Origin of the sequence: uncultured Arcobacter sp., from assembly GCF_937982575.1 — a bacterium.
Lineage (GTDB): Bacteria > Campylobacterota > Campylobacteria > Campylobacterales > Arcobacteraceae > Arcobacter.
On sequence record NZ_CALJLR010000004.1, the window covers coordinates 1 to 21,025 of the forward strand.

General features: G+C 29.1%; 24 protein-coding genes. 15 read left to right on the forward strand and 9 right to left on the reverse strand.

What is annotated here, in order from left to right:
• The first annotated feature begins 365 nt into the window (after positions 1-365).
• Together Q0617_RS02050 and Q0617_RS02055 are read left to right on the forward strand one after the other, a co-directional pair.
• Positions 366-1,061 (forward strand): Bax inhibitor-1/YccA family protein, encoded by a 696-nt coding sequence (locus Q0617_RS02050; protein WP_298749946.1) that lies wholly within the window; start codon positions 366-368, stop codon positions 1,059-1,061.
• Between the two features lie 37 nt (positions 1,062-1,098).
• Entirely contained in the window at positions 1,099-1,503 is a 405-nt protein-coding gene (locus Q0617_RS02055) for a thiamine-phosphate pyrophosphorylase (protein ID WP_298749947.1), read from the forward strand.
• On the opposite strand, the gene Q0617_RS02060 is transcribed toward Q0617_RS02055, so the two are convergent.
• Positions 1,455-2,147 (reverse strand): methyltransferase, encoded by a 693-nt coding sequence (locus Q0617_RS02060; protein ID WP_298749949.1) that lies wholly within the window; start codon positions 2,145-2,147, stop codon positions 1,455-1,457. The genes Q0617_RS02055 and Q0617_RS02060 overlap by 49 nt on opposite strands.
• Positions 2,148-2,217: 70 nt before the next feature.
• On the opposite strand from Q0617_RS02060, the gene secG reads away from it, so the two are divergent.
• The 6 genes from secG (at position 2,218) to Q0617_RS02090 (ending at position 8,115) form a co-directional block, all read left to right on the forward strand.
• On the forward strand, positions 2,218-2,571 hold the full coding sequence (gene secG / locus Q0617_RS02065) for a preprotein translocase subunit SecG (protein ID WP_298749951.1): 354 nt from the start codon (positions 2,218-2,220) through the stop codon (positions 2,569-2,571).
• Between the two features lie 189 nt (positions 2,572-2,760).
• Complete coding sequence (gene frr, locus Q0617_RS02070) at positions 2,761-3,318, forward strand: ribosome recycling factor (RefSeq protein ID WP_298749953.1); 558 nt, start codon at positions 2,761-2,763, stop codon at positions 3,316-3,318.
• A gap of 2 nt (positions 3,319-3,320) precedes the next feature.
• Positions 3,321-3,929, forward strand: coding sequence for an orotate phosphoribosyltransferase (gene pyrE / locus Q0617_RS02075; RefSeq protein ID WP_298749956.1), 609 nt, complete (start codon positions 3,321-3,323; stop codon positions 3,927-3,929).
• A 5-nt stretch (positions 3,930-3,934) separates the two neighbouring features.
• Positions 3,935-4,420 (forward strand): RDD family protein, encoded by a 486-nt coding sequence (locus Q0617_RS02080; RefSeq protein ID WP_298749958.1) that lies wholly within the window; start codon positions 3,935-3,937, stop codon positions 4,418-4,420.
• Positions 4,421-5,509: an MFS transporter gene (locus Q0617_RS02085; protein WP_298749959.1), complete on the forward strand. Its 1,089-nt coding sequence runs from the start codon at positions 4,421-4,423 to the stop codon at positions 5,507-5,509. It begins immediately after the preceding gene.
• Between the two features lie 65 nt (positions 5,510-5,574).
• Positions 5,575-8,115 carry a bifunctional diguanylate cyclase/phosphodiesterase gene (locus Q0617_RS02090; RefSeq protein WP_298749961.1) on the forward strand — a complete coding sequence of 847 codons (2,541 nt, stop codon included), beginning with the start codon at positions 5,575-5,577 and terminating at the stop codon, positions 8,113-8,115.
• A 5-nt stretch (positions 8,116-8,120) separates the two neighbouring features.
• Here Q0617_RS02090 and Q0617_RS02095 read toward each other — a convergent pair whose 3' ends face one another.
• The 3 genes from Q0617_RS02095 to Q0617_RS02105 are packed head-to-tail and all read right to left on the reverse strand — an operon-like array spanning position 8,121 to position 9,691.
• On the reverse strand, positions 8,121-8,858 hold the full coding sequence (locus Q0617_RS02095) for a YaaA family protein (protein WP_298749964.1): 738 nt from the start codon (positions 8,856-8,858) through the stop codon (positions 8,121-8,123).
• 7 nt (positions 8,859-8,865) lie between these two features.
• A complete protein-coding gene (locus tag Q0617_RS02100; protein WP_298749966.1) occupies positions 8,866-9,282 on the reverse strand; it encodes a YchJ family metal-binding protein in 417 nt (138 codons plus the stop codon).
• A gap of 37 nt (positions 9,283-9,319) precedes the next feature.
• Positions 9,320-9,691, reverse strand: a complete 372-nt coding sequence (locus Q0617_RS02105; protein ID WP_298749969.1) for a hypothetical protein — start codon at positions 9,689-9,691, stop codon at positions 9,320-9,322.
• A 109-nt stretch (positions 9,692-9,800) separates the two neighbouring features.
• Between Q0617_RS02105 and Q0617_RS02110 the strand changes: the two genes are divergently transcribed.
• Positions 9,801-10,193, forward strand: coding sequence for a hypothetical protein (locus tag Q0617_RS02110; protein WP_298749971.1), 393 nt, complete (start codon positions 9,801-9,803; stop codon positions 10,191-10,193).
• Positions 10,193-11,362, forward strand: coding sequence for a YbfB/YjiJ family MFS transporter (locus Q0617_RS02115; protein WP_298749973.1), 1,170 nt, complete (start codon positions 10,193-10,195; stop codon positions 11,360-11,362). Before Q0617_RS02110 ends, Q0617_RS02115 begins: the two co-directional genes overlap by 1 nt.
• Before the next feature lie 66 nt (positions 11,363-11,428).
• Here Q0617_RS02115 and Q0617_RS02120 read toward each other — a convergent pair whose 3' ends face one another.
• Both Q0617_RS02120 and Q0617_RS02125 read right to left on the reverse strand, forming a co-directional pair.
• Positions 11,429-12,823: an aldehyde dehydrogenase family protein gene (locus Q0617_RS02120; RefSeq protein ID WP_298749975.1), complete on the reverse strand. Its 1,395-nt coding sequence runs from the start codon at positions 12,821-12,823 to the stop codon at positions 11,429-11,431.
• Positions 12,816-14,483, reverse strand: a complete 1,668-nt coding sequence (locus Q0617_RS02125; protein ID WP_298749977.1) for an acetolactate synthase large subunit — start codon at positions 14,481-14,483, stop codon at positions 12,816-12,818. Before Q0617_RS02125 ends, Q0617_RS02120 begins: the two co-directional genes overlap by 8 nt.
• A 294-nt stretch (positions 14,484-14,777) precedes the next feature.
• On the opposite strand from Q0617_RS02125, the gene Q0617_RS02130 reads away from it, so the two are divergent.
• Complete coding sequence (locus Q0617_RS02130) at positions 14,778-15,428, forward strand: HAD family hydrolase (protein WP_298749979.1); 651 nt, start codon at positions 14,778-14,780, stop codon at positions 15,426-15,428.
• Positions 15,429-15,443: 15 nt separating this feature from the next.
• Here the strand turns inward: Q0617_RS02130 and Q0617_RS02135 are convergent, their stop codons facing one another.
• Positions 15,444-15,827 (reverse strand): hypothetical protein, encoded by a 384-nt coding sequence (locus Q0617_RS02135; RefSeq protein WP_298749981.1) that lies wholly within the window; start codon positions 15,825-15,827, stop codon positions 15,444-15,446.
• Between the two features lie 74 nt (positions 15,828-15,901).
• On the opposite strand from Q0617_RS02135, the gene Q0617_RS02140 reads away from it, so the two are divergent.
• The 3 genes from Q0617_RS02140 to Q0617_RS02150 all read left to right on the forward strand — a co-directional run bounded on the left by Q0617_RS02140 (position 15,902) and on the right by Q0617_RS02150 (position 18,877).
• Entirely contained in the window at positions 15,902-16,318 is a 417-nt protein-coding gene (locus tag Q0617_RS02140; RefSeq protein ID WP_298749983.1) for a hypothetical protein, read from the forward strand.
• 2 nt (positions 16,319-16,320) lie between these two features.
• Positions 16,321-16,662, forward strand: a complete 342-nt coding sequence (locus Q0617_RS02145) for an antibiotic biosynthesis monooxygenase (RefSeq protein WP_298749988.1) — start codon at positions 16,321-16,323, stop codon at positions 16,660-16,662.
• A gap of 64 nt (positions 16,663-16,726) precedes the next feature.
• Positions 16,727-18,877, forward strand: coding sequence for a transporter substrate-binding domain-containing protein (locus Q0617_RS02150; protein WP_298749989.1), 2,151 nt, complete (start codon positions 16,727-16,729; stop codon positions 18,875-18,877).
• A 13-nt stretch (positions 18,878-18,890) separates the two neighbouring features.
• Here the strand turns inward: Q0617_RS02150 and Q0617_RS02155 are convergent, their stop codons facing one another.
• Complete coding sequence (locus tag Q0617_RS02155; protein WP_298749990.1) at positions 18,891-19,577, reverse strand: lysophospholipid acyltransferase family protein; 687 nt, start codon at positions 19,575-19,577, stop codon at positions 18,891-18,893.
• A 116-nt stretch (positions 19,578-19,693) separates the two neighbouring features.
• On the opposite strand from Q0617_RS02155, the gene Q0617_RS02160 reads away from it, so the two are divergent.
• Complete coding sequence (locus tag Q0617_RS02160; protein WP_298749992.1) at positions 19,694-19,882, forward strand: hypothetical protein; 189 nt, start codon at positions 19,694-19,696, stop codon at positions 19,880-19,882.
• Between the two features lie 165 nt (positions 19,883-20,047).
• Here the strand turns inward: Q0617_RS02160 and Q0617_RS02165 are convergent, their stop codons facing one another.
• Positions 20,048-20,788, reverse strand: a complete 741-nt coding sequence (locus tag Q0617_RS02165) for a hypothetical protein (protein WP_298749994.1) — start codon at positions 20,786-20,788, stop codon at positions 20,048-20,050.
• Positions 20,789-21,025 lie beyond the last annotated feature (237 nt).

Sequence of the window (21,025 nt, forward strand, 5' to 3'; positions counted from 1 at the left end):
AATAGACGAGAATTGTATAAATTCTCTTGTTTTATATCATATTCGGTTTATAAAAGTTACTTACTTCTTAAAACCGTAGTTTGTTAAAGAACTTCAACTCTTCGTGACGTTTGTCACTCAAATTGGACGGGAATTATAATAGGTTTTTTTATCTTTGTCAAGTGCTTTTCTTTAATCTTGGCTTAAATTTTCAAAGTTCTACGATTTGCTGTTTTTGTTACATAATATATGTAATCTCTATATATTTTCTATATATTAATAGTATTTGTTTATATAATAGAGTTAATTCTTAGATTTAAAGATATTATTAAGCTTTACATATTAGAATTACACACTATATATAAATACATACAAAGGAATATATAATGTACAAAAGAGATTATTTATCTCACAAAGATACAACGCAACAATATACAAACGAGTCATCAAAAGTTGAATTAATGAGCTTTTTAAGAGCAACATACCAATTATTTGCAGGTTCATTACTTGCAGCAACTGCGGGGGCATATATCGGTTTAGATATGGTTTCTACAATTGCTAGTTGGTACTGGGGATTAGTAATATTAGAATTTGCACTGCTTTTTGGTTTATTTGCTGTTAAAAGCAAACCAGGAATTAACCTTGCAGTACTTTTCGGATTTACATTTGTAAGTGGGTTAACAATTACACCTTTACTTGCATCAGTATTTGCAATGCCAGCAGGAGCATCAATAGTTGCACAAGCATTTTTAATGACTTCAGTTGCATTTGGTGGAATATCAATGTTTGCACTTACTACTAAAAGAGATTTCTCTGGTATGGGTAAGATGTTGTTTATTGCTCTTATTATATTAGTAGTAGGATCTATTTCTAATATCTTTATTCAAGCTCCATTATTGCAACTTGGAATTGCAATGGTTGGTGCCGTTTTATTTTCTGCGTTCATTCTTTATGATACACAGCAAATCATTAAAGGTGGTTTTTCAACTCCAATTGAAGCAGCGATTGCTTTATACTTAGATTTCTTTAATCTATTTATCTCATTATTACAAATACTTGGTATTTTTAATAGAGAAGATTAATTCATAACTCCTTTGGGAGTTATGATATACGTAATATATGAATACTACAGAACTACGACTAATCGATGCAAATTTAAATCGCCTAAGAGAAGGTATTAGAGTTGTGGAAGATATCTTTAGATATGTTTACAATGATAAAGAAATAGCTTCAAAACTAAAAGAGTTAAGACACAAATCAAGAATAGATATCTATGACAAACTTTTAGACTCACGGGATATTAAAAATGATGTATTGAAAAAATCAACCCCATCAGAACAAAGTAGAGATGACTTACACTCTATTTTAATAGCTAACTTTAAAAGAGCTCAAGAGAGTTCAAGGGTACTTGAAGAAGTTTGTAAATTAGAAGCAAGCAATAATAGTGAAGTTTTTAAATATATTAGATATGAACTTTATGATTTAGAAAAAGCTTTGATAAAAATCACTTCAAACTCTAAATAGTTTAAATCATACTCTTTATATAGTTTTTTAGCATCTTTAAAAGAGAGTGCTTTCCCACCACTAACGCCAGATTTTTTTATATAATCAAAAAGTTTTTTCTTGCTATCAAACTCTAAATTATACTTTATAGTCTCAAATTCACAATCACAATATTTTGAAAATGCCTCTTTTATTGACTCTTCATCTAATATTGGAGATTTACTATTTGTAATAGTTTGGATTGTCTTAAAAGTATTAGAAGTAAATAACCCTGTAAAAATTGTAGGAGAAATTGAACTTATTGCTTTTACAATTTTACTTAAATCTTTAGACCATTGTAGTGCTGAAGATGATATTACCACATCATAATTATCATTTTTTATATTTTCTATAAAAGCTTTAGTATCAAAATCAAAACACTTTACTTCTATGTTTTTAGCTTTTGGATGAAGGTCACACATACTTTGTGAGAAGTCAATAGCTTTATAATAATCATATTCCCAAGAAATATGTTTTATAATCTGTCCAGAACCACAACCTAATTCTAAAATCCGTTTTGGTTCATCTTTAATATCTCTAATGATAGATTTTGCTACAATTTGTTGTATTATATTGTAAGAATTGTATTGATTTGCATATTTTGAAAATTCGTTTTTTACGGACATAAGCGAATCTTAACTTTTTTTTAATAAATTTTGGATAAAATACCTACCATTTTTTCAAAGGAATAAAATTATGACATCAACACTTTTAGTAGTTCAATTTATTTTAGCAGTACTATTAACAATTTCTATCTTACTTCAAAAAAGTTCAAGCATGGGACTAGGTGCTTACAGCGGAAGCAATGACTCTTTATTTGGAGCAAAAGGTCCTGGTAACTTTTTATCAAAAGCAACAATGCTTTTAGGATTAGTTTTTGTTTTAAATACTCTATTTTTAGGATATCTTTACAATGAAAATAGACAAAAAAGTGCAGTTGACAGTGTAAAAACAGAGAGTTTAATTCCAGCAACTCCTGAAGCAAACCAAGCGCCAGTAGCTCCTACTCCAGCTCTTCCAGCTGCGCCTGCTGTACCAACTACTAAGTAGTTGACTTGAAGTAGCAAAAGTGAAAAAAAATTTTCAACTAGCTATTTCTTCTTTTAATAAACAAGGTATTAACTGTTCTTCTAACTATAAAAGAAGAACGGTTATCGCCACAGATTCAGTTAAATTTAAAATAATAAACAATAAATGGTATAATTAGCCAAATTTTTATAATACATCAAAGGAGAGAGAATGTTAAATGAGATTTATTCAGAAACAAAAGAGAAAATGGATAATGCAATAGATGCATTAAAAAGAGACTACAAAACACTTAGAACTGGTAAAGTTAGCACTGCAATTTTAGATGGTATTAAAATCGATTACTATGGAACACCAACAGAGTTAACACAAGTAGGTTCAGTTCTTGCACCTGACGCAACAACAATTGTAATTAACCCATGGGAAAAACACCTTGTAGGTGATATTGAAAAAGCAATTCAAAATGCAAATATTGGAGTAAATCCAAACAATGATGGAGAAGTAGTTAAACTTTTCTTCCCTCCAATGACTGTTGAGCAAAGAGGCGAAGCTGCGAAACAAGCAAAAGGTATGACTGATAATGCAAAAGTTGCAATTAGAAATATCAGAAAACATGCAAATGACAGAGTTAAAGTTCTTCATAAAGATAAAGAAATAACTGATGATGAAAATAAAAAAGCTCAAGATGAAATCCAAAAAATTACAGATTCTTATGTAACAAAAGCTGATGATACTTTCAAAGCAAAAGAAACTGAAATCTTAAAAGTGTAATTATGGTTGTAGAACAAATATATAAAGATGCAAATGCACTATTAGAAGGTCACTTTAAATTAAGCTCGGGAAATCACTCTAAATACTATTTGCAATCTGCAAAGGTTTTAGAAGATCCTAAAACTGCTAAATTATTGGCAGAAGAGTTGGCTAAACAGATAAAAGAATCTGGACTAAAAATTGATGCTGTTTGTTCACCTGCACTTGGTGGTCTAATTGCTGGGTTTGCACTTGCAACTGCTCTTGATGTAAGATTTATCTTTGCTGAGCGAGTTGAAGGTGAGATGAGTATTAGAAGAGGTTTTGAAGTAACTCGTGGTGAAAAATATATTATCTGTGAAGATATTATAACAACTGGTGGAAGTGCCTTAGAAGCTGCAAAACAAATCGAAAAAGATGGTGGAGAAATAGTTGCATATGCAGCTTTAGCTAACAGAGGATTTTGTTCAAGAATTGGAAGTGAATTAGAGCCAAAAGATAATTGTAAACTACCACTTGATAAACCACTTTTTGCATTGGATGATTTTACATTTGAAATGTACTCTCCTGATGATTGTCCATTATGTAAAGAAGGTTCAGTTGCTTACAAACCTGGTAGTAGAGGGAACTAAAGCAAATGAGCAGATGGAGAGATATTAAAGGTGGTAAAAAAGAAATACCAGCTGAAGATTTAAAAGAAGATAATTTAAATCTAGATATCTGTACCTCTATTGCTGCAAGAATTAAGGCATTTATTGTTGATATGTTTATGATAATGATGCCTTTAGCTTATGCAACAACTTATATTTTTATGAATGGAAAAGATGACTTCCAAGGAAACGAAGAAGCTAGATGGAGTTTATCTATTATTTATGGTTTGATAATTATTACTTTTTGGGTTCTAAAAGGTCAAACTCCAGGATTAAAAGCTTATAATTTAAAACTTATAGATGCAAAAACAAAAGAGAAAATATCATTTGCAAAAGCTATTTTGAGATACCTTTCTTTTTTATTTAGTGCTATGACTATCGCACTTGCATTTTTGCCATTTTTTAGAAAAGATAAAAAGACTTTTCAAGACCTAGTATCCAATACCCTTGTAATCAAAACATCAACCAAATAGATGCTTTTTTTTAATCTATCTGCATTTTATTTTTTTTATTTTGCAGCAGTTGCAGTGTACATTATTTTCATGCCAAAAGTATTACATGATATCGGATATACACCTTCTCAAATAGGTGTGGTTTTTGCCTTAGCTCCCCTAATGAGATTTGCTACACCTTTTTTATTTTTAAAGCATATCAAACTTAATGCAACTATTTTTAAGTCCTCACTACTTTTATCTATACTTTCCGCAATTGGCTTTTACTTTACACTAAATAACTTTTATGCCTTCACTTTAAATAATGCGCTTTTGGGAATCTGTTTAAGCCTTATATTACCTTACATAGAAGTAATAGCCTTAAAAGAGTTAGGAAAAGATAGATATGGGAAATCTAGACTTTATGGTTCAATTGGATTTATGTTTATTGCTTTAGTATTAGCAAAATTTCTATCAGAACCACAAATTGCATTGCACTATTATTTGTGTGTAACGATTTTGATAGTTATTTTTTCATTACTACTTTTAAAACACGATGTACCACATGAAGATACTATTAGCTCAAAACCATTTTCCGTATTAGAGTATTGGCCATTTTGGCTAAGTCTATTTTTCATGCAAATGAGTTTTGGAGGCTTTTATAACTTCTTTACTATCTATGAAACAGAAAATGGTATTTCACTTGAAATGACTTCTTATCTATGGTCATTTGGTGTCATATGTGAAATTGTGATGTTTTATTTTCAAGCACCATTTTTTAAAAACAACCTATTATCCATAATCAAAATCTCTATTTTTGTTACTGCAATTAGATGGTTTTTACTTTACCTTTTTCCTGATAATTTATATATAACTTTCTTTGCCCAATCAATTCATGCTTTCTCATTTGGGTTATATCATAGTGCAGTCATAATATATCTATATAAAATTTATGAAAATAAGAAATTAGCTCAGCAATTTATGTATGGAGTTGCCTATGGTCTTGGTGGTTTTGTAGGAGCATTAGTTGCAGGTTGGCTTTATGGAGAAAATCTATTTTTATATTCAGCTCTCTTTGCTCTAGCTTCTTTACTATTTGTTAGTATAATGAAAGAAGATGTAAGTAAATAGTTGTTTTATTATAATTATGATACTATTTACTCCTTGTAAAATATTATTATGAAAGGTTAACCCCTATGTTCAAAACTCTCAAAAATTATTTTAGGGTATCCATCCTAGCAATTAGTGTACTTCTTTTTCTTATATTTTATTTCTTTTCATCTACTATTCATACTAATTTAGCCATCAAAGAAAATGAAAAAATATCTCAATCTTTATCTAATCAAATATTTAATTCAATGTACCAAGTTATGAGAAAAGGTTGGACAAGAGAAGAGTTAAATGAATTTATGGAAAATATTAAAAATTCTTTTGAAGAGTCTTCATATAAAGTTGATATATATCGTTCTTCAAAAATAGAAGAAATTTTTGGAAAAATAAATCAATCAGAGATCACAAAAGATGTACAGTATGTCTTTGATAGTAAAGAAAAATCTTCATTCTCTAAAGATAATAAAATCAAAATAATAACACCTATCCTTGCAAAACAAGAGTGTCTTACTTGTCATACTAATTCGCAAGTTGAAGATGTGTTAGGTGCTGTAAAAGTAGAGTATGACTTTAGTTATTTGATAGAAGAGACACATTCTAAATACTTTTTATTCTCTTTAATAATATTGCCATTTATGATTCTTTGTGCTTTTCTTATCTCTGGTAACTTATTAAAAAAGATTAATCTATCCATATTAAATTTTAAAGATAAAATTGAAAATATCAATACTGTAAAAGATTTTAAAAGACTAGATATCTCAAGTAGTAAAAATAGTTTTAAAGAGTTTGACCATATAATGTTAGGCTTAAATGATTTAAGTAACAAGCTAAAAAATATTGCTGTTGACAAAGATATATTAGAGTTTGAAGTTAAACTACTAGACAAGATGATTATTACTTCTGATGTAATTAGAGACTGGAAAGAGTATATAAAAGATTTATTACATGAAATAAATGTTGTACTTCCAGTACACTGTTTAATCACAATATTTAAAACAAATGATGAGTTTTATGAAATAGAGATTTTCTGGCTAGGAAAACCAAATGAAGATGTTGTAAAACATATTGATAATGTAGCCTTAAATATGATTAAGTCTCACCATAATTTAGATATTTTAGATTATACTATAAGCCATAACTATACAAATGAAAACTTCTGTCTAACAAACTTAGCCATAGATGATATTACTCACGAAGCAAAATCAATTCTTTTAGATACTCCAAAAATTGGTGGAATTGTAGGATTAGGAATCCAATCAGAGCTGGAAAAAGACTCTATTCACTCAATCGTTATTGATTCAATTTTAACAACTCTATTAAATCTTGTTGGTTCAATAAAAGCCATAAATAAATATACTGAAAACTTAGAGTTTTATGCGACTAGAGATCCTTTAACTTCCCTGTTTACACAAAGAGTATTTAGAGATTTATTAAACTATGAAATTAAAAGAGCCAAAAGACATGATTACCATTTTGGATTATTAGTTATTGATTGTGATAACTTTAAACCAATTAATGATACTCATGGACATAGTTTTGGAGATGAGTTCTTAATATCACTTGCCAACGTACTTTCTGATTCAAAAAGAGATGAAGATATTCTTTCAAGATATGGAGGAGATGAGTTTACTATAGTTCTTCCAGAGAGTGATGAAAAAGAGACATATACTGTTGCTAAAAGAATATTAGATGCCGTTGCTGCACTAGAACTAATCGCTCCTGATGGGACAAAATGTAGTATGACTATCTCAATAGGTATGGCAATATTTCCAGAGCACTCAGAAGACTCTGTAGAACTATTTAACATAGCCGATGCTATGATGTATGAAGCAAAAACAATGGGTAAAAACTCAATTAAATTCCCTAGTGAAGATGAACTAGAAGAGATTCATAAAGATGTAGAAGATAAATCTATGCTAGTTTTAAATGCAATTAAAGATGAAAATATACACCCTCACTTCCAACCAATTGTAAATGTTAAAACTAACAAGTGTGAAATAAATGAACTTCTTATGCGAATAGAGGTAGGTAATGCATACTTGCCAGCTGCAAAATTCATAGAAACAGCCGAAACACTTGGGATTGTTCACAAAATGGATTATATGGTTATAGAAAAAGCTTTTGCTAAAATCAAAGAAACAGACTATTCAGGGCTTCTTTTTATAAATCTTTCGCCAAAAGCTTTAATAATAAGTGAATTTATAAATAAAATAGTAAAACTAGCTTATACATACAATATAGATAGAAAAATGATTGTATTTGAAATAACAGAAAGAGAGACTGTAAAAAGTTTTGCTTTGCTGGAAAAATTTGTACAAAATCTAAAATTAGAAGGTTTTAGTTTTGCAATAGATGATTTTGGTTCTGGTTTTTCAAGCTTTCATTATATTAAAAAGTTCCCTATTGATTATATAAAAATTGATGGTGATTTTATTGTAAATATTCACAAAGATAAAAAAGACTTAGCCTTTGTAAAATCAATTGTAGCCTTAGCAAAAGAACTAAACGTTAAAACCATAGCAGAATTTGTAGAGAGTGAAGAGATTTTAGAATTTTTAAGAGAGATTGATATTGATTATGTTCAAGGATATCATCTTGGAAAACCTAGTGCAGAATTAACTAAATAGTTATTCTACACTATATCCATAATCAAGAGTCTAATCTCTTTTTTCTCTTGTATTTCAACTAGCTTTAGTCCAGGAATTTGAGTATTCATAAACTCAGCGATTGATTGGACATTTTTTTTAGCTAAAGTTTTTAAAACCATACCTCTATAGTGTTTTGCCCAATGGGATACAACCTTACCATCTTTTAAAAATTTCAACATGATTACTGTTGCATTTTTAGGGGTATAGAATTTTTCATAAAATCCAGCTCTTAAATCAATAATCTCATCACCAATATATTCATCTAAATCATTAGTAAAGTTATCTTTATAAAACTTCTCTACACTTATATTAGGAAGTTTTGCACCTTGTTTATATTTGTAATCAGGAATTTTATCACTAGCCTTAATTGGACCAAAAAGGTTAGAAAACAAAATTACATTATCATCTATGTAGTTTTGTTCATTTGAGCTTAAACTATTGTAATCTAGCGCATCAAAAGCAACACCGTTATATCTTTGTATTGCTTTCATAGAAGCTTTGTTTTTTAGACTCTCTTGATACTTCTTTACATCATCCATCTTTTTTATTCCAAACCAAGAAGATAACTCTTCTAAAGATAAGGATTGCACATATTTTTCATAAGAATCAAAAACTTCTTTTCTAAAGGGAAAGTTTTTCTCTAAAAAGAAGTTCTCTTTTGAAAATGGTTTTTCATTTCCACCTTCATTTTTTGTCTCTGCTGGAGCTAATAATATCTTCAAAATTGGCCTAATCGTCTAAAAATTCGCCACTTCTATATAGCCATTTTCCATCTATTTTTAAGAATTTACTTCTTTCTGTAAAAGAGACATCTAAACCTTTTTGTTTAAGTCCTAATCTAAACGTTACATAAGCTTCATCTACACCATCTACGAATTCTATAATTTCTAAGGTATTAAAATCTGTAGAATTTACTACATCTTCAATATCCTCTCTCCATTTACTCTTATCCCTTGAATACTCTATATTATCTTCATGAGTAGTGTTAATTATATAATCAATATTGCCTACTACAAAAGCTGTAAATCTTGACTTCATTAACTCTAAGGCAGTTTCTGGATTTTTTCCACTGTGGAAAACTTTACAACAATTTATATAACTCTTTTTACTTCCGCATGGACAAGATGTATGTTCATTATAAGCCATATTTAGCTCCTAAATTTTAAATTTAATATATTGATATTTATACTTTAAGTATTAATTCTTTGTACTCTTTTGTTCTAATTTTACGATTAATCTCTCTTTTTACAATACCAAAAGCATATTTACTATCCCCACCACCAATTACTGCTTTTTGAGAGTCACAAGATGGGCATAAAAAATATGTTTTATGTAGTAAGTAATCATTTTCATAAACTAAAACTTCATCACAGCTAGGACAATGGCACTCTAAATTTATAATATCTTTTTTCTTCCATTCCCATCTCCAAGGAACACTATACAGATTATCTTGAGTGTATTTATAAAAATCCTCTTTAGCCATAAAAAAAACATAATACAAAACTATGCAAATCAAAAGTAGTCCAACGCCAAGTGTTATATATGTAGTATTCAAATAAATCCTTTAAAAAAACTATTATACAAAAAAATATATTTAATACAGCACTATATTTTTAGATATCTTTATAATGTTTAATGTATTATTATAAAAAAGAAGGAGAGAGATGTTTGAGAACTTACCATTAGAACTTGTTTCTAACCTAATATCACTTATTGTAATTGGTTTAATAATTGCAAAATTTGTTAGTTATAAAAAAAAGATTGCAGTTATTGAAGGCTTATGTCAATTAGAAGAGGATAAGAAACTAACCCCTGAAGATAAAGAATTTGTCTCTTCAAGTATAAAAGAGTATGAAATACTACAAGCAAAACAACAAGGTTTTAATAAATTGATGTATCCTGCATTTATCTTAATTGCTGGTGTATTTTTTATATTTTTTGATTTTGCTGAAGCTATGATTCATATTAATATTCTAGTTGTTACTTATATTTATCTATTTATAAAAACAATTCACTATAAAAACTTCATTAACCTTCTTAGGAAAATCAACATTTAATGAAATCTTTCTCCAAACTCTTTTTGGCATCATTTTTAATTTTACTTTCATGTCTAGGGTTTGGAAGATTTGCCTTTGGTATGATTTTACCAAATATGCAAATAGATTTAAATATCTCAACAACACTTATTGGCTTTATAGGTAGTGCAAATTTTGCTGGATATTTTTTAGGTGTTATTTTTACAAGTAGAATCTACTCAATATTTAAAACCTCCTCTTTAATCTCAAGATTACTTCTTCTTCAAGCTCTTAGTATGATAGTTATGACATTTTTTAATAACTATATATTAATATCTATTTTATATTTTACTTCTGGTTTTTTTGCAGCTATTATAAATATTTCTATTATGGTCTATATTTCTCATGTAGTACCACAAAACATAAGAGGAAAAGCCTTAGGTATTGCTATAAGTGGTTTTGGAGTTGCAATTATTACTTCTGGGTTTTTAGTTCCTTTTTTAGAACAATTCTATGAAGCAAACACGTGGAGAGTCTCTTGGCTAGTTTTTTCATTTATCATATTTATAATATCTTTTTCTATCAAATATTTACTTACATATGATGTGGATAATAGCGTAAAATCAGATACTAAATTTTATGAATATAGAAAGAATAAGAACTTTTGGAAAATCGCCTCTTTATACTTTTTATTTGGTATAACTTATGTTGTTTATGTTACTTTTTTTGTTAGTGCATCAATGGAGAAGTGGAACTTAAGTTCACAAGTTTCTGGTATGTTTTGGTCAACATTTGGTTTTATATGTATATTTGGTGCATTTATATTTGGTGCAATTGCAGATAAATATGGGACATTTAAGACTTTAATCTTAGTTTTTGGATTTCAAGCTTTTTCTATTTTTATACTTATATTTGATACACCTAGTTTTGTACTATTTGTCTCTGTATTCTTCTTTGCTATATCTGTTTGGAGTGTACCAACAATCATTGCAATGCTTTGCACGGAGTTTTTTGGGCTAAATAAAACTGCCCAAGTATTTTCCTTAGTTACTCTTATTTTTGCCATAGGACAAATTATTGGACCTATTGGAGCTGGATATATTTATGATACTCTCAACTCTTATGATTTTGTTTTTCTTATGACATTTTTATTAAGTTTTTTAGGCTTTTTATTATCAGTGATTTTTTCATACAAAAAAATATCTATTTAATTTAAATAAAGACATAAAAAAAGGGGAAGCAATAAGCCTCCCCTTTTTATTTGAATTATAAGTTTCTTATAATACAGGAGATTTGATAACCATCATTTTTTCGTTAGTCATCTCTTCCATAGAATGGTGAATACCACCTAATCCTAATCCAGAAGCTTTAGCTCCTCCAAATGGCATCCAATCAACTCTAAATGCAGTATGATCATTTACCATTACAGCTGTTCCATTTAATCTTTTTACTGCTTTTAAAGCAGTGTCAAGATTTTTTGTAAATACTGCTGCTTGGAAAGATACTTCTAATGCATTTGCTCTATCAAACGCTTCTTCAATATCAGAGTAAGAATAGATAATTACAACTGGTCCAAATACCTCTTTTGTAGATACTAAAGCATCATCAGCAGGATTTAAAATAACAGTTGGTTGGAAACACGAATCAGAGATTCTTTTCCCACCAGTTAAAATTTTTCCACCTTTTGTAACTGCTTCATTAACCCACTCTTCTACTCTATTAACTTCATTATGGTTAATAAGTGGTCCAACTTCAGTTTTTGGGTCTAATTGATCTCCAACAACTAATTTAGAAGCATAATCAGATAATCTCTTAGCTACTTCGTCAACAATTGAATCATGTACAAATACTCTTTGAACAGAAACACAAACTTGACCAGCGTGGTAGAAACCACCTTTTCCAATTGATGGAATTAAGTCATCAATATCAGCATCAGCTTCAACAATAACAGGTGCAACTCCACCGTGCTCTAAAGCAACTCTTGTTCCATTTGCAACTTTAGAGTTTAAGTACCAACCAACAGCACCAGAACCAATGAAAGTTAAGAAATCAACTTTTGGAGATGTTGCTAATAATTCACCACCATGTCTATCACAAACTACTGCTTGTGCCCAACCTTTTGGTAAACCAGCTTCTTCTAAAATCTCAACTAATTTAATAGCACTCATTGGTGTTTGAGTTGCAGGTTTAATAATTACTGGACAACCAACAGCAATCGCAGGGATTACTTGGTGAACTGCCAAGTTAAATGGGTGATTAAATGCAGAAATTGCAGCAACCACACCAATTGGTTCTTTGAATGTGTAAGCCATTCTATTTGCACTAGAAGCAGTGTGACCCATAGCCACTTGTTTACCTTCTCTTACACCTAGGGCTTCAATAGCAAGTTTAATACCGTTGATTGCTCTTTGAATCTCAACTTTAGAATCAACATAAGGCTTTCCACCTTCACTTGCACAAAGAATTGTTAATTCTTCAACTTGTGAAGACATAATCTCTGCAACTTTTTCTAAAATCTCTACTCTTTTATATGCAGGTAATGCATTTTTGTGGTCAAGAAATGTATCACTTGCTAATTCAATCGCAGCTTCTACTTCTTCAACTGAACTAAATGGAACAGTTCCAACTACTTTACCATCAAACGGTGATGTAACTTCTATTGTTTTACTCATTCTCTTCTCCTTCTAATAATGTTTCAGCATTTTTCACAAGGTCATTTAAGATAGCATGATTTAAAGAATAATCTACAGCTAAATCAATTAAATGTACACCTTTCCCATTTACACATTTATCTAAAGTTTCAGTAAACTCTTCACAAGATGTAGGTCTATGTCCACTTGCACCATAAGATTCTGCATATTTTACAAAATCAGGGTTACCATAGTCAAGTCCAAATGTATCAAATCCCATACCTGTTTGTTTCCATTTAATCATACCAAATGCATTATCATTTAAGATTACAACAGTAAGATCAAGTCCAAGTCTAACAGCTGTTTCAAGCTCTTGTGAATTCATCATAAATCCACCATCACCACAAACAGTAACAACTTTTTTCTCTGGATGTACCATTTTTGCAGCCATTGCAGAAGGAAGTCCTGCTCCCATTGTTGCAAGGGCATTGTCTAATAATAGTGTGTTTGGTCTAGCAGCTTTATAGTTTCTAGCAAACCAAATTTTATAAACACCATTATCTAAAGTTAAAATATCATCTGGCCCTAAAATATCTCTAATAGTTTTTACTGCTCTTTGAGGTAAAATTGGGAATCTCATATCACCAAAATATTTTGTTAATCTTACATTGATAGTTCTAATAACTGTTTTATAGAAATCAAAATCCCAATGCTCTTGTGGAGATAATGCTCTATTTAAATCTGTAATACTTCCAGCAATATCACCTACAACATCTAAGTGTGGGAAATATGTTGGGTCAACTTCTGATGGGAAAAAGTTAACATGGATAACTTTAGTAGCATCAGGTCCCTCTTCCATGAAAAATGGTGGTTTTTCAATAACATCATGACCAACATTAATAATTAAGTCAGAAGTTTCAATTGCAGCATGAATAAAATCCGCTGAAGATAGAGCAGCAGTTCCTAAACATAATTTGTGATTATCATCAACAACACCTTTACCCATTTGAGTAGTAAAGAATGGAATTCCTGAATCATTAACAAAATCAGTTAATGCATCACCAATTCTATTTCTGTTTGCTCCTGCACCAATTAAGATAAGTGGTTTTTTTGCAGTTTCAATCATTCTAACAGCTTGTAAGATAGTTGCTTTATCAGCATATGGATATCTTACATGTTGTACTGGATATAAATAATCAGTAGATGATTCTTCTTCAGCAATATCTTCTGGTAACTCAATATGAACAGCACCTGGTCTTTCAGCAGTTGCTATTTTAAATGCTTCTCTAACCATTGATGGAATGTTATTAGCATTTACAACTTGTTTAGCATATTTAGTCATTGGTTTCATCATACCAACGATATCAATAATTTGGAATCTTCCCTGTTTTGATTTTTTAATTGGTTTTTGACCCGTAATCATCAATGATGGCATACCACCAAGTTGTGCATATGCAGCACTTGTAGCGAAGTTAGTAGCTCCAGGGCCAAGAGTAGAGATACAAACTCCAACTTTTCCTGTAAGTCTTCCATAAGTTGCAGCCATAAATCCTGCACCTTGTTCATGTCTAGTTAAAACTAGTTTAATGTTTGATGTTCTTAAAGATTCTAAAAAATCTAAGTTCTCTTCCCCTGGTATACCAAATATATACTCAACGCCTTCGTTTTCTAAGGCTTTAACAAATAAATCAGATGCCTTCATTTTATTCCCTTTGTTTGTTGTTTAAAATTTTTATTTTGATAAGTTTCTCACAAATAATGTTTAAAAAGTCTTAAAATTAAATTTTCCTTATACTGAATATAAAAAAATTTATTTTAGTTCTATTATTACACACTTTTTTTAAAACTCAAGATTATAGTTACATTAAATTAAATAACTAGATTTTTTTTTCTATATAAATTAAGTTTTATGTCCATGCCCATTTTAATAAATTATCCTTATTTTTTATTTAGTTTTTTAATGTAAAATCATTAAAAAAGTTTAGGAAAAACATAAATGAAATCCCTGATATTTGACCTTGATGGAACACTAATAAATTCACTTTTAGATATAGCACTTAGTATGAATAGTGTTCTAAAAAAGCACGATTATCCAAGTCATGAAATTGAAAAATATAATTACTTCGTAGGCGATGGGGCCTTGGTTTTAGTAAAAAATGCTATGCCTGAAAACTCAAAAGAAGAAGAGATAAAAAAAGTACTAAAAAGTTTTATAGAGATATATGAACAAAACACACATAATAACACCTTTGCCTATGAAGGTATTTATGAGATGTTAGAAAAAATAGAACTTTTAAACATAAAAAAAGCAGTTTTATCAAATAAGCCTCACAAATTTACAATAAAATATATGGAAAAAATCTTTAATAATTTTTATTTTCAAGAGATTCATGGACAAAAAATTGATGTTCCTAAAAAACCTGACCCAACTATGGCAGTGCAAATTGCTACAAAACTAAACACAAATATTGAAGATATGATTTTCATAGGGGATACTTCCACAGATATAAAAACAGCAAAAAACGCAAATATGAAAAGTATAGGCGTAGCATGGGGCTTTAGACCAATCGAAGAGTTAAAAGAAGCAGGGGCTGATTTTATTGCCCATAAGCCTATGGATATAGTTGATTATGTATCATCGTTGTAAAATAGATTTTCTATTTTACAACTCCACTTCAAAAAACTTCTCATCGATTTTTTTATACTCTGCAACGGAACAAGTTATTTTAGAAGCATTTTTATAATCTCCAAACTCTTTTGCAAATAGTTTTTGAAGGTCACTTAGATTTGCTGTTCTAAAAATAAAATAACCCAAAATATCTTTTCCTCTTGAACCTGCTTTTTCTATACCAAAACTATCAAATTTCCACTCAACACCTTTAGCAAACAAAAATACTTCACTTAATCTTTTTTCCAATTCATCTCTCACAGAATTGTTATACTCTTTTAAGTGTATATAAAAAGCAACATTTATATTATAGTTTTCTTGTGATAATTTCTCTTCATATGAGTTCTGTGGTTCTTGTACGATTTTCGTATTATCCATTAAATAAATCCTCTGTAAAATATATCTGTTATTATAATATGTTATACTTTTTTTAAATATAAAAGGAGTAAATTATGATTAGAAACTTATTTGTTTTTTTATTTTTAGTTAGTTTTGTTTTTGCAAACAATTTAACAAACCCACAAACCATCTATCAAAAAAAGTGTCAAATGTGCCATGCTATGGATTATCCAGAAACTCTTGAAGAAAAAAGAGCTCAAGTTGCGCCTAATATACTAATGGTTATGCGTAATATTAGTATTGGAATTGAAGCAGTTGAAGAGCCAAAAAACAAAGAAGAGTTAAGAAAACTTGTCATAGAGTTTATGAATGACTATATTTTTGAACCAACTGCACAAAAAAGTTATTGTGAAGAGGTTATTTTTAAGCACTTTGATTATATGCCATCCCTTAAAGGTTTTATTTCAAAACAAGAGGCTCAAATTGTTGTACCATGGGTTTATGACACTTTTTCACCTAAAAAGGATTAGATATGTATGCAGTTATATTTGAAGTTTGGCCTACTATTAATGGCAAAGAGGAGTATCTAAATATAGCCTCACAGTTAAAACTCTTTTTAGAAGAGCAAAAGGGATTTATCTGTATAGAGAGATTTCAAAGTCTAAGCAATGAAGATAAGCTTTTGAGCCTTTCTTTTTGGGAAGATGAAGAGGCTATAGGCTTGTGGAGAAACCTTTTTGAACATAGAATTGCCCAACAAAAAGGTAGAAAAGAACTTTTTGATGACTATCGAATTAGAGTTTCTAAAGTTGTTAGGGATTATAGTATGAATAATAGAGATGAGATTCCTCAAGACTCAAAAGATACTAATTAGTTTGTTTAAAGAAACCTTCTTAAAAGTTTTAATTGATATAATATTTTTTCTATTAAGGATAAAAATGAAAATACTTTTTATACAAATACTGATTATTTTTTCTTTTTCAATTAATTCATTTGCAGATTCAATTAAATTTTCAAAAAAAGAAAAAGATTTTATTGATTCAAATCCTGTCATCAAAGTTGCGATGATGCCAGACTTCACACCCTTTACATACTATATAAACACTACACCTGTTGGATTTGAGCATGATTTATTGAAAATCATTTCTCAAAAAACCGGATTAGTGTTTGAGAAAAAAATTGATAAATGGACAAATATTTATACCTCTTTTAAAAATAAAGAGGTGGATATGATTAGTAGTATTTCATATAAAAAGTATAGAGAACCTTTTACTACTTTTACAAGCTCTTATTATGATATTCCTATTATGATATTTGTAAGGGATTCTTTTGGAGAATATAATGGAATAAAGAGCCTAAAAGGCAAAAAAGTTGGAGTCTTAAAAGATGTATTTTATGTAAAAGAGTTAGAAAAACTAGAAACAATGAACTTAGTATATTATGATAACTATGCAGAGTTAACGAAAGATTTGGTTTTTGGTAAAATTGATGCTCTAATTCAAAATCTTACAAATATAAATTATCTTATTAAAAAGAACCTCTATTCAAACTTGAAACTTGCTAGTGAATTAACTCTTCCAAATACAAAAAAAGAGGATTTGAGATTTGGAGTTCAACCTGAAAAACCACTTTTAAGTTCTATCATACAAAAAGCTCTTACTTCCATAACAAGTAAAGAAAAAGAGAGTTTAGTCAATAAATGGATTGGCTCAATAAAAGAGTATAAGGGTGGACATATTGAACTTAATAAAGAAGAAAAAGCATACCTAAATACTACTATTATCAAATATTGCATAAATCCAGATGGATTACCCTTTGAAGGTCTCAATGAAGAAGGTAATCATTCGGGCATGAGTTCTGATTATTATGATCTATTTGAACAGATACTTTCTGCAAAATTTGAACTTGTAAAAACAAAAAACTGGAATGAATCCATAACTTATATAAAAGAGCACAAGTGCGATATGCTAGCTCTTGGAATGGAAACCCCTGAAAGAAGAAAATACCTAAATTTTACAAGTAACTATTTAGAAGTTCCATTAGTAGTAGCCACAAGAGTTGATGTGCCTTTTATAAATAATATATTGGATTTAGAAGGTGAGAATATAGGTATTGTAAAAGGAGATGCTTTTGTAAAAATACTTCGACAGAAATATCCCTCTTTAAATCTAATAGAAGTAACTAATATAAAAGAAGGACTAGATAAGGTAAAAGATGGAGAACTCTTTGGATATATTGATACCCTTGCTAGCATAGGGTATGAGTTTCAGCAAAAATATTTTGGAGAACTAAAAATAGCAGGAAAGATATCTGAAAACTTAAAATTATCAATCGCTATTGTAAAAGAGAATCATTTATTATTAGATATCTTACAAAAAACAGTCAATAATATAACAAATGAAATGCATAGAGAGATATTTACAAAATGGATTCCTATAAAATATCAAAAAGGAATAGATTATACTCTTGTTTGGAAGATATCTATTGCTGCGATACTTTTAATCATACTTGTTATATATTGGAATAGAAAAATCATACAAGCAAACAACTTACTAAAACAAGCCCAAAAAGATATCCAAGAAAAGAATAAAGAGCTAGAGAGACTCGCAATTACAGATAAGTTAACCAATTTATATAATAGAAGAAAACTAGATGAACTCTTACATAATGAGTTAAATAGATACGAACGATTTGGTCATACATTTGGTATAGCAATTTTAGATATAGACCACTTTAAAAAAGTAAATGATTCATTTGGGCATCAAGAGGGAGATAAAGTATTAGTAGAGATTTCAAATATCTTAAGAACACATATAAGAAAAACAGACTTCGTAGGTAGATTTGGGGGAGAAGAGTTCGTGATTATTTGTCCAGAATCCCAAGAAAATGGTGTATATAATCTTATGGAAAATATCCGTAAAGATATAGAAAAGCATGACTTTAAAAAAATAGAAAAGATAACCACTAGTTTTGGAATTGCCATATTAAAAGAGAATGATACAATTGAATCTCTTCTAAAAAAAGCAGATGAAGCACTTTATGAGGCTAAAAAATTAGGTAGAAATAGAGTCGTAGTAAGTAGTAAGTAGTTTAAATAAGTTCCTAGGATACTTTTATAAACTGCTTTCTATAGTTCTCTTCTAAAGCTGTTTTATCTTTATAATCAATTATATCACCAATTTCTATTTGAACTTTTAAGCCTTTTGTTCTATTTTTAATAGCATCTTCCAAAACTTCATTTGCATTTGATTTTATATATACAGGCAAAATTGGCAATCTATTTTTCAAAGCAATAATTCTAGAGCCTTCTTTAAAAGAGGACAAAGGAGTATTCTCTTTATTTCTCGTTCCTTCAGGAAAGATATATAAAGAGTGTCCCTCTTTTACTACTTTTTTACTATCTTTAAAAAATGGTGCCATATTTGAAGCATCTCTATCGAGTAAAACTGTTCCAGCATTTTTGGTAAATGTTCCAAAGAAAAAGGAGTTATACAACTCTTTTTTAGCTACCCAAAAGCCATTAATCTTACTACTTTTTAAAGCAAGTTCAATAATCAAAGGGTCGATAATACTTCTGTGATTTGAGACGACTAAATACTGTCCATCAAATGGTAGTTTTTCTTTGTTTATCACATCAACACTTATGTTGAGTTTTCCTAATAGTTCTTGTGCATATTTTAATCGTAAATCAAATATTTCTTGAGAGTTTTTTACTTTTTTGAGTTTAAATCCATATTTATTTGTAAGATACGTGGCATATATTGCCATACTTATTTGTTTAAAATTCAATAATATCCTAGTATTTTTTCGTAGTATATCCAGATGAACTTAGGTGGAGGATTGATTTTAAATTTACATTGACTATTGAATTAAAAGTATGCTATAAAATAGTTTTAGGAGTTGTTATGAATATAGAACAAAGGTTTTTACTAAAAGCTATGGAAGATAGGAATTTTGTCTGCTTTAATTATGAAGACAAAAGTTTTAAAAGTGTCAAGATTTTAAAGTTTGAGAATGGTTTATTGTATACGGATAGTGGTAACTTTGAGATTGAAAAGATGAAAAAAATTATTGTTTTGAAAGATAGATTTTAATAGTTTTCTTGAAGACCTAAAGGTCTTCGCTTCTTCACTTTTTACCCTTCGGGTTTAGTCACTACGTTTCTGCATGATGGCAAAAAGTAAAACAAAAAGTTACCAGCCGAGTTACCAAATAAAAGTATAAATTTTAATAAAAGCTTACGATTGATAATTTCATACTTATTTATTAAGGTATTCAATTGTTTTATTAATCAATCCATTTAGATGTATATTATTCATTTTATTTACTGGTTCCATTTCTGATTGTGTTATATTTTCAATATTATTTGGAATCTTAAATCCACTTTTTTCCTCAAATGAATTTAACATAGGATCATAAATAATTGTAACTAAAGGATCTCTATTTACATTTATTTTAGCAAGAGGATTAAATAAATAAATCTGTGATTCTACTGATAAAACAGCAAAAAACCTTTTCACACCTAGAAAATTTGAGGACACTACCCCTGTTCCTTTTACATCAAAAACATATGGATTAAGAAAAAATGACCCTGGACCATCTGTAATTACAATTAATGCTTTTAATTTTAGATCATTAACTAATTTTTGATATAAAGTTTTATTATTAATAACCCACTTATTATCTTTTCCTACAATTAAATCTTTAAAATCACTATTTTTAAATCCTAATAAAGATAAATTAATTAACTCTTGTCCTAAATTATCATGTAACTGCTTTTCAATGATACCTTCTTTTTCCCATGCATATAAATAGCTTTTTTCAAAGTTATTAAATGCTGTTGTTCCAACATGACTATGTTCAACTTTTTTAGGAATATTAATAATATAACCAATTTTGTCATTTTTGTTAATTGTATACTTTGGAATATCAGGTTGTTGAACTGCACATCCTGAAAACAAAACTATAAGTAAAAAAGAGAAACCTAATATTTTTTTCATAAAAAATCCTTATCTTATAGGTAAATTATAAATGTATTGTATTTAAATTACATTTATATAATCCTAATATGTTACTCTATAGCTAGTTAATTTATGAAAATCATTAGTTTTAATTTTAATATTCTCTTGAAGACCTAAAGGTCTTCGCTTCTTCACTTTTTGGTGGCAAAAAGTAAAACAAAAAGCCACCAGCCGAGTTGTCAAAGGCAAAGCTCCCCTTCCACTTCACTTTTTAAA

Coding starts and splice junctions, on each gene's coding strand:
- Q0617_RS02050 (WP_298749946.1), top strand. CDS start 366: ATGTACAAAAGAGATTATTTATCTCACAAAGATACAACGCAACAATAT.
- Q0617_RS02055 (WP_298749947.1), top strand. CDS start 1,099: ATGAATACTACAGAACTACGACTAATCGATGCAAATTTAAATCGCCTA.
- Q0617_RS02060 (WP_298749949.1), bottom strand. CDS start 2,147: ATGTCCGTAAAAAACGAATTTTCAAAATATGCAAATCAATACAATTCT.
- secG (WP_298749951.1), top strand. CDS start 2,218: ATGACATCAACACTTTTAGTAGTTCAATTTATTTTAGCAGTACTATTA.
- frr (WP_298749953.1), top strand. CDS start 2,761: ATGTTAAATGAGATTTATTCAGAAACAAAAGAGAAAATGGATAATGCA.
- pyrE (WP_298749956.1), top strand. CDS start 3,321: ATGGTTGTAGAACAAATATATAAAGATGCAAATGCACTATTAGAAGGT.
- Q0617_RS02080 (WP_298749958.1), top strand. CDS start 3,935: ATGAGCAGATGGAGAGATATTAAAGGTGGTAAAAAAGAAATACCAGCT.
- Q0617_RS02085 (WP_298749959.1), top strand. CDS start 4,421: ATGCTTTTTTTTAATCTATCTGCATTTTATTTTTTTTATTTTGCAGCA.
- Q0617_RS02090 (WP_298749961.1), top strand. CDS start 5,575: ATGTTCAAAACTCTCAAAAATTATTTTAGGGTATCCATCCTAGCAATT.
- Q0617_RS02100 (WP_298749966.1), bottom strand. CDS start 9,282: ATGGCTTATAATGAACATACATCTTGTCCATGCGGAAGTAAAAAGAGT.
- Q0617_RS02110 (WP_298749971.1), top strand. CDS start 9,801: ATGTTTGAGAACTTACCATTAGAACTTGTTTCTAACCTAATATCACTT.
- Q0617_RS02115 (WP_298749973.1), top strand. CDS start 10,193: ATGAAATCTTTCTCCAAACTCTTTTTGGCATCATTTTTAATTTTACTT.
- Q0617_RS02120 (WP_298749975.1), bottom strand. CDS start 12,823: ATGAGTAAAACAATAGAAGTTACATCACCGTTTGATGGTAAAGTAGTT.
- Q0617_RS02125 (WP_298749977.1), bottom strand. CDS start 14,483: ATGAAGGCATCTGATTTATTTGTTAAAGCCTTAGAAAACGAAGGCGTT.
- Q0617_RS02130 (WP_298749979.1), top strand. CDS start 14,778: ATGAAATCCCTGATATTTGACCTTGATGGAACACTAATAAATTCACTT.
- Q0617_RS02135 (WP_298749981.1), bottom strand. CDS start 15,827: ATGGATAATACGAAAATCGTACAAGAACCACAGAACTCATATGAAGAG.
- Q0617_RS02140 (WP_298749983.1), top strand. CDS start 15,902: ATGATTAGAAACTTATTTGTTTTTTTATTTTTAGTTAGTTTTGTTTTT.
- Q0617_RS02145 (WP_298749988.1), top strand. CDS start 16,321: ATGTATGCAGTTATATTTGAAGTTTGGCCTACTATTAATGGCAAAGAG.
- Q0617_RS02150 (WP_298749989.1), top strand. CDS start 16,727: ATGAAAATACTTTTTATACAAATACTGATTATTTTTTCTTTTTCAATT.
- Q0617_RS02160 (WP_298749992.1), top strand. CDS start 19,694: ATGAATATAGAACAAAGGTTTTTACTAAAAGCTATGGAAGATAGGAAT.
- Q0617_RS02165 (WP_298749994.1), bottom strand. CDS start 20,788: ATGAAAAAAATATTAGGTTTCTCTTTTTTACTTATAGTTTTGTTTTCA.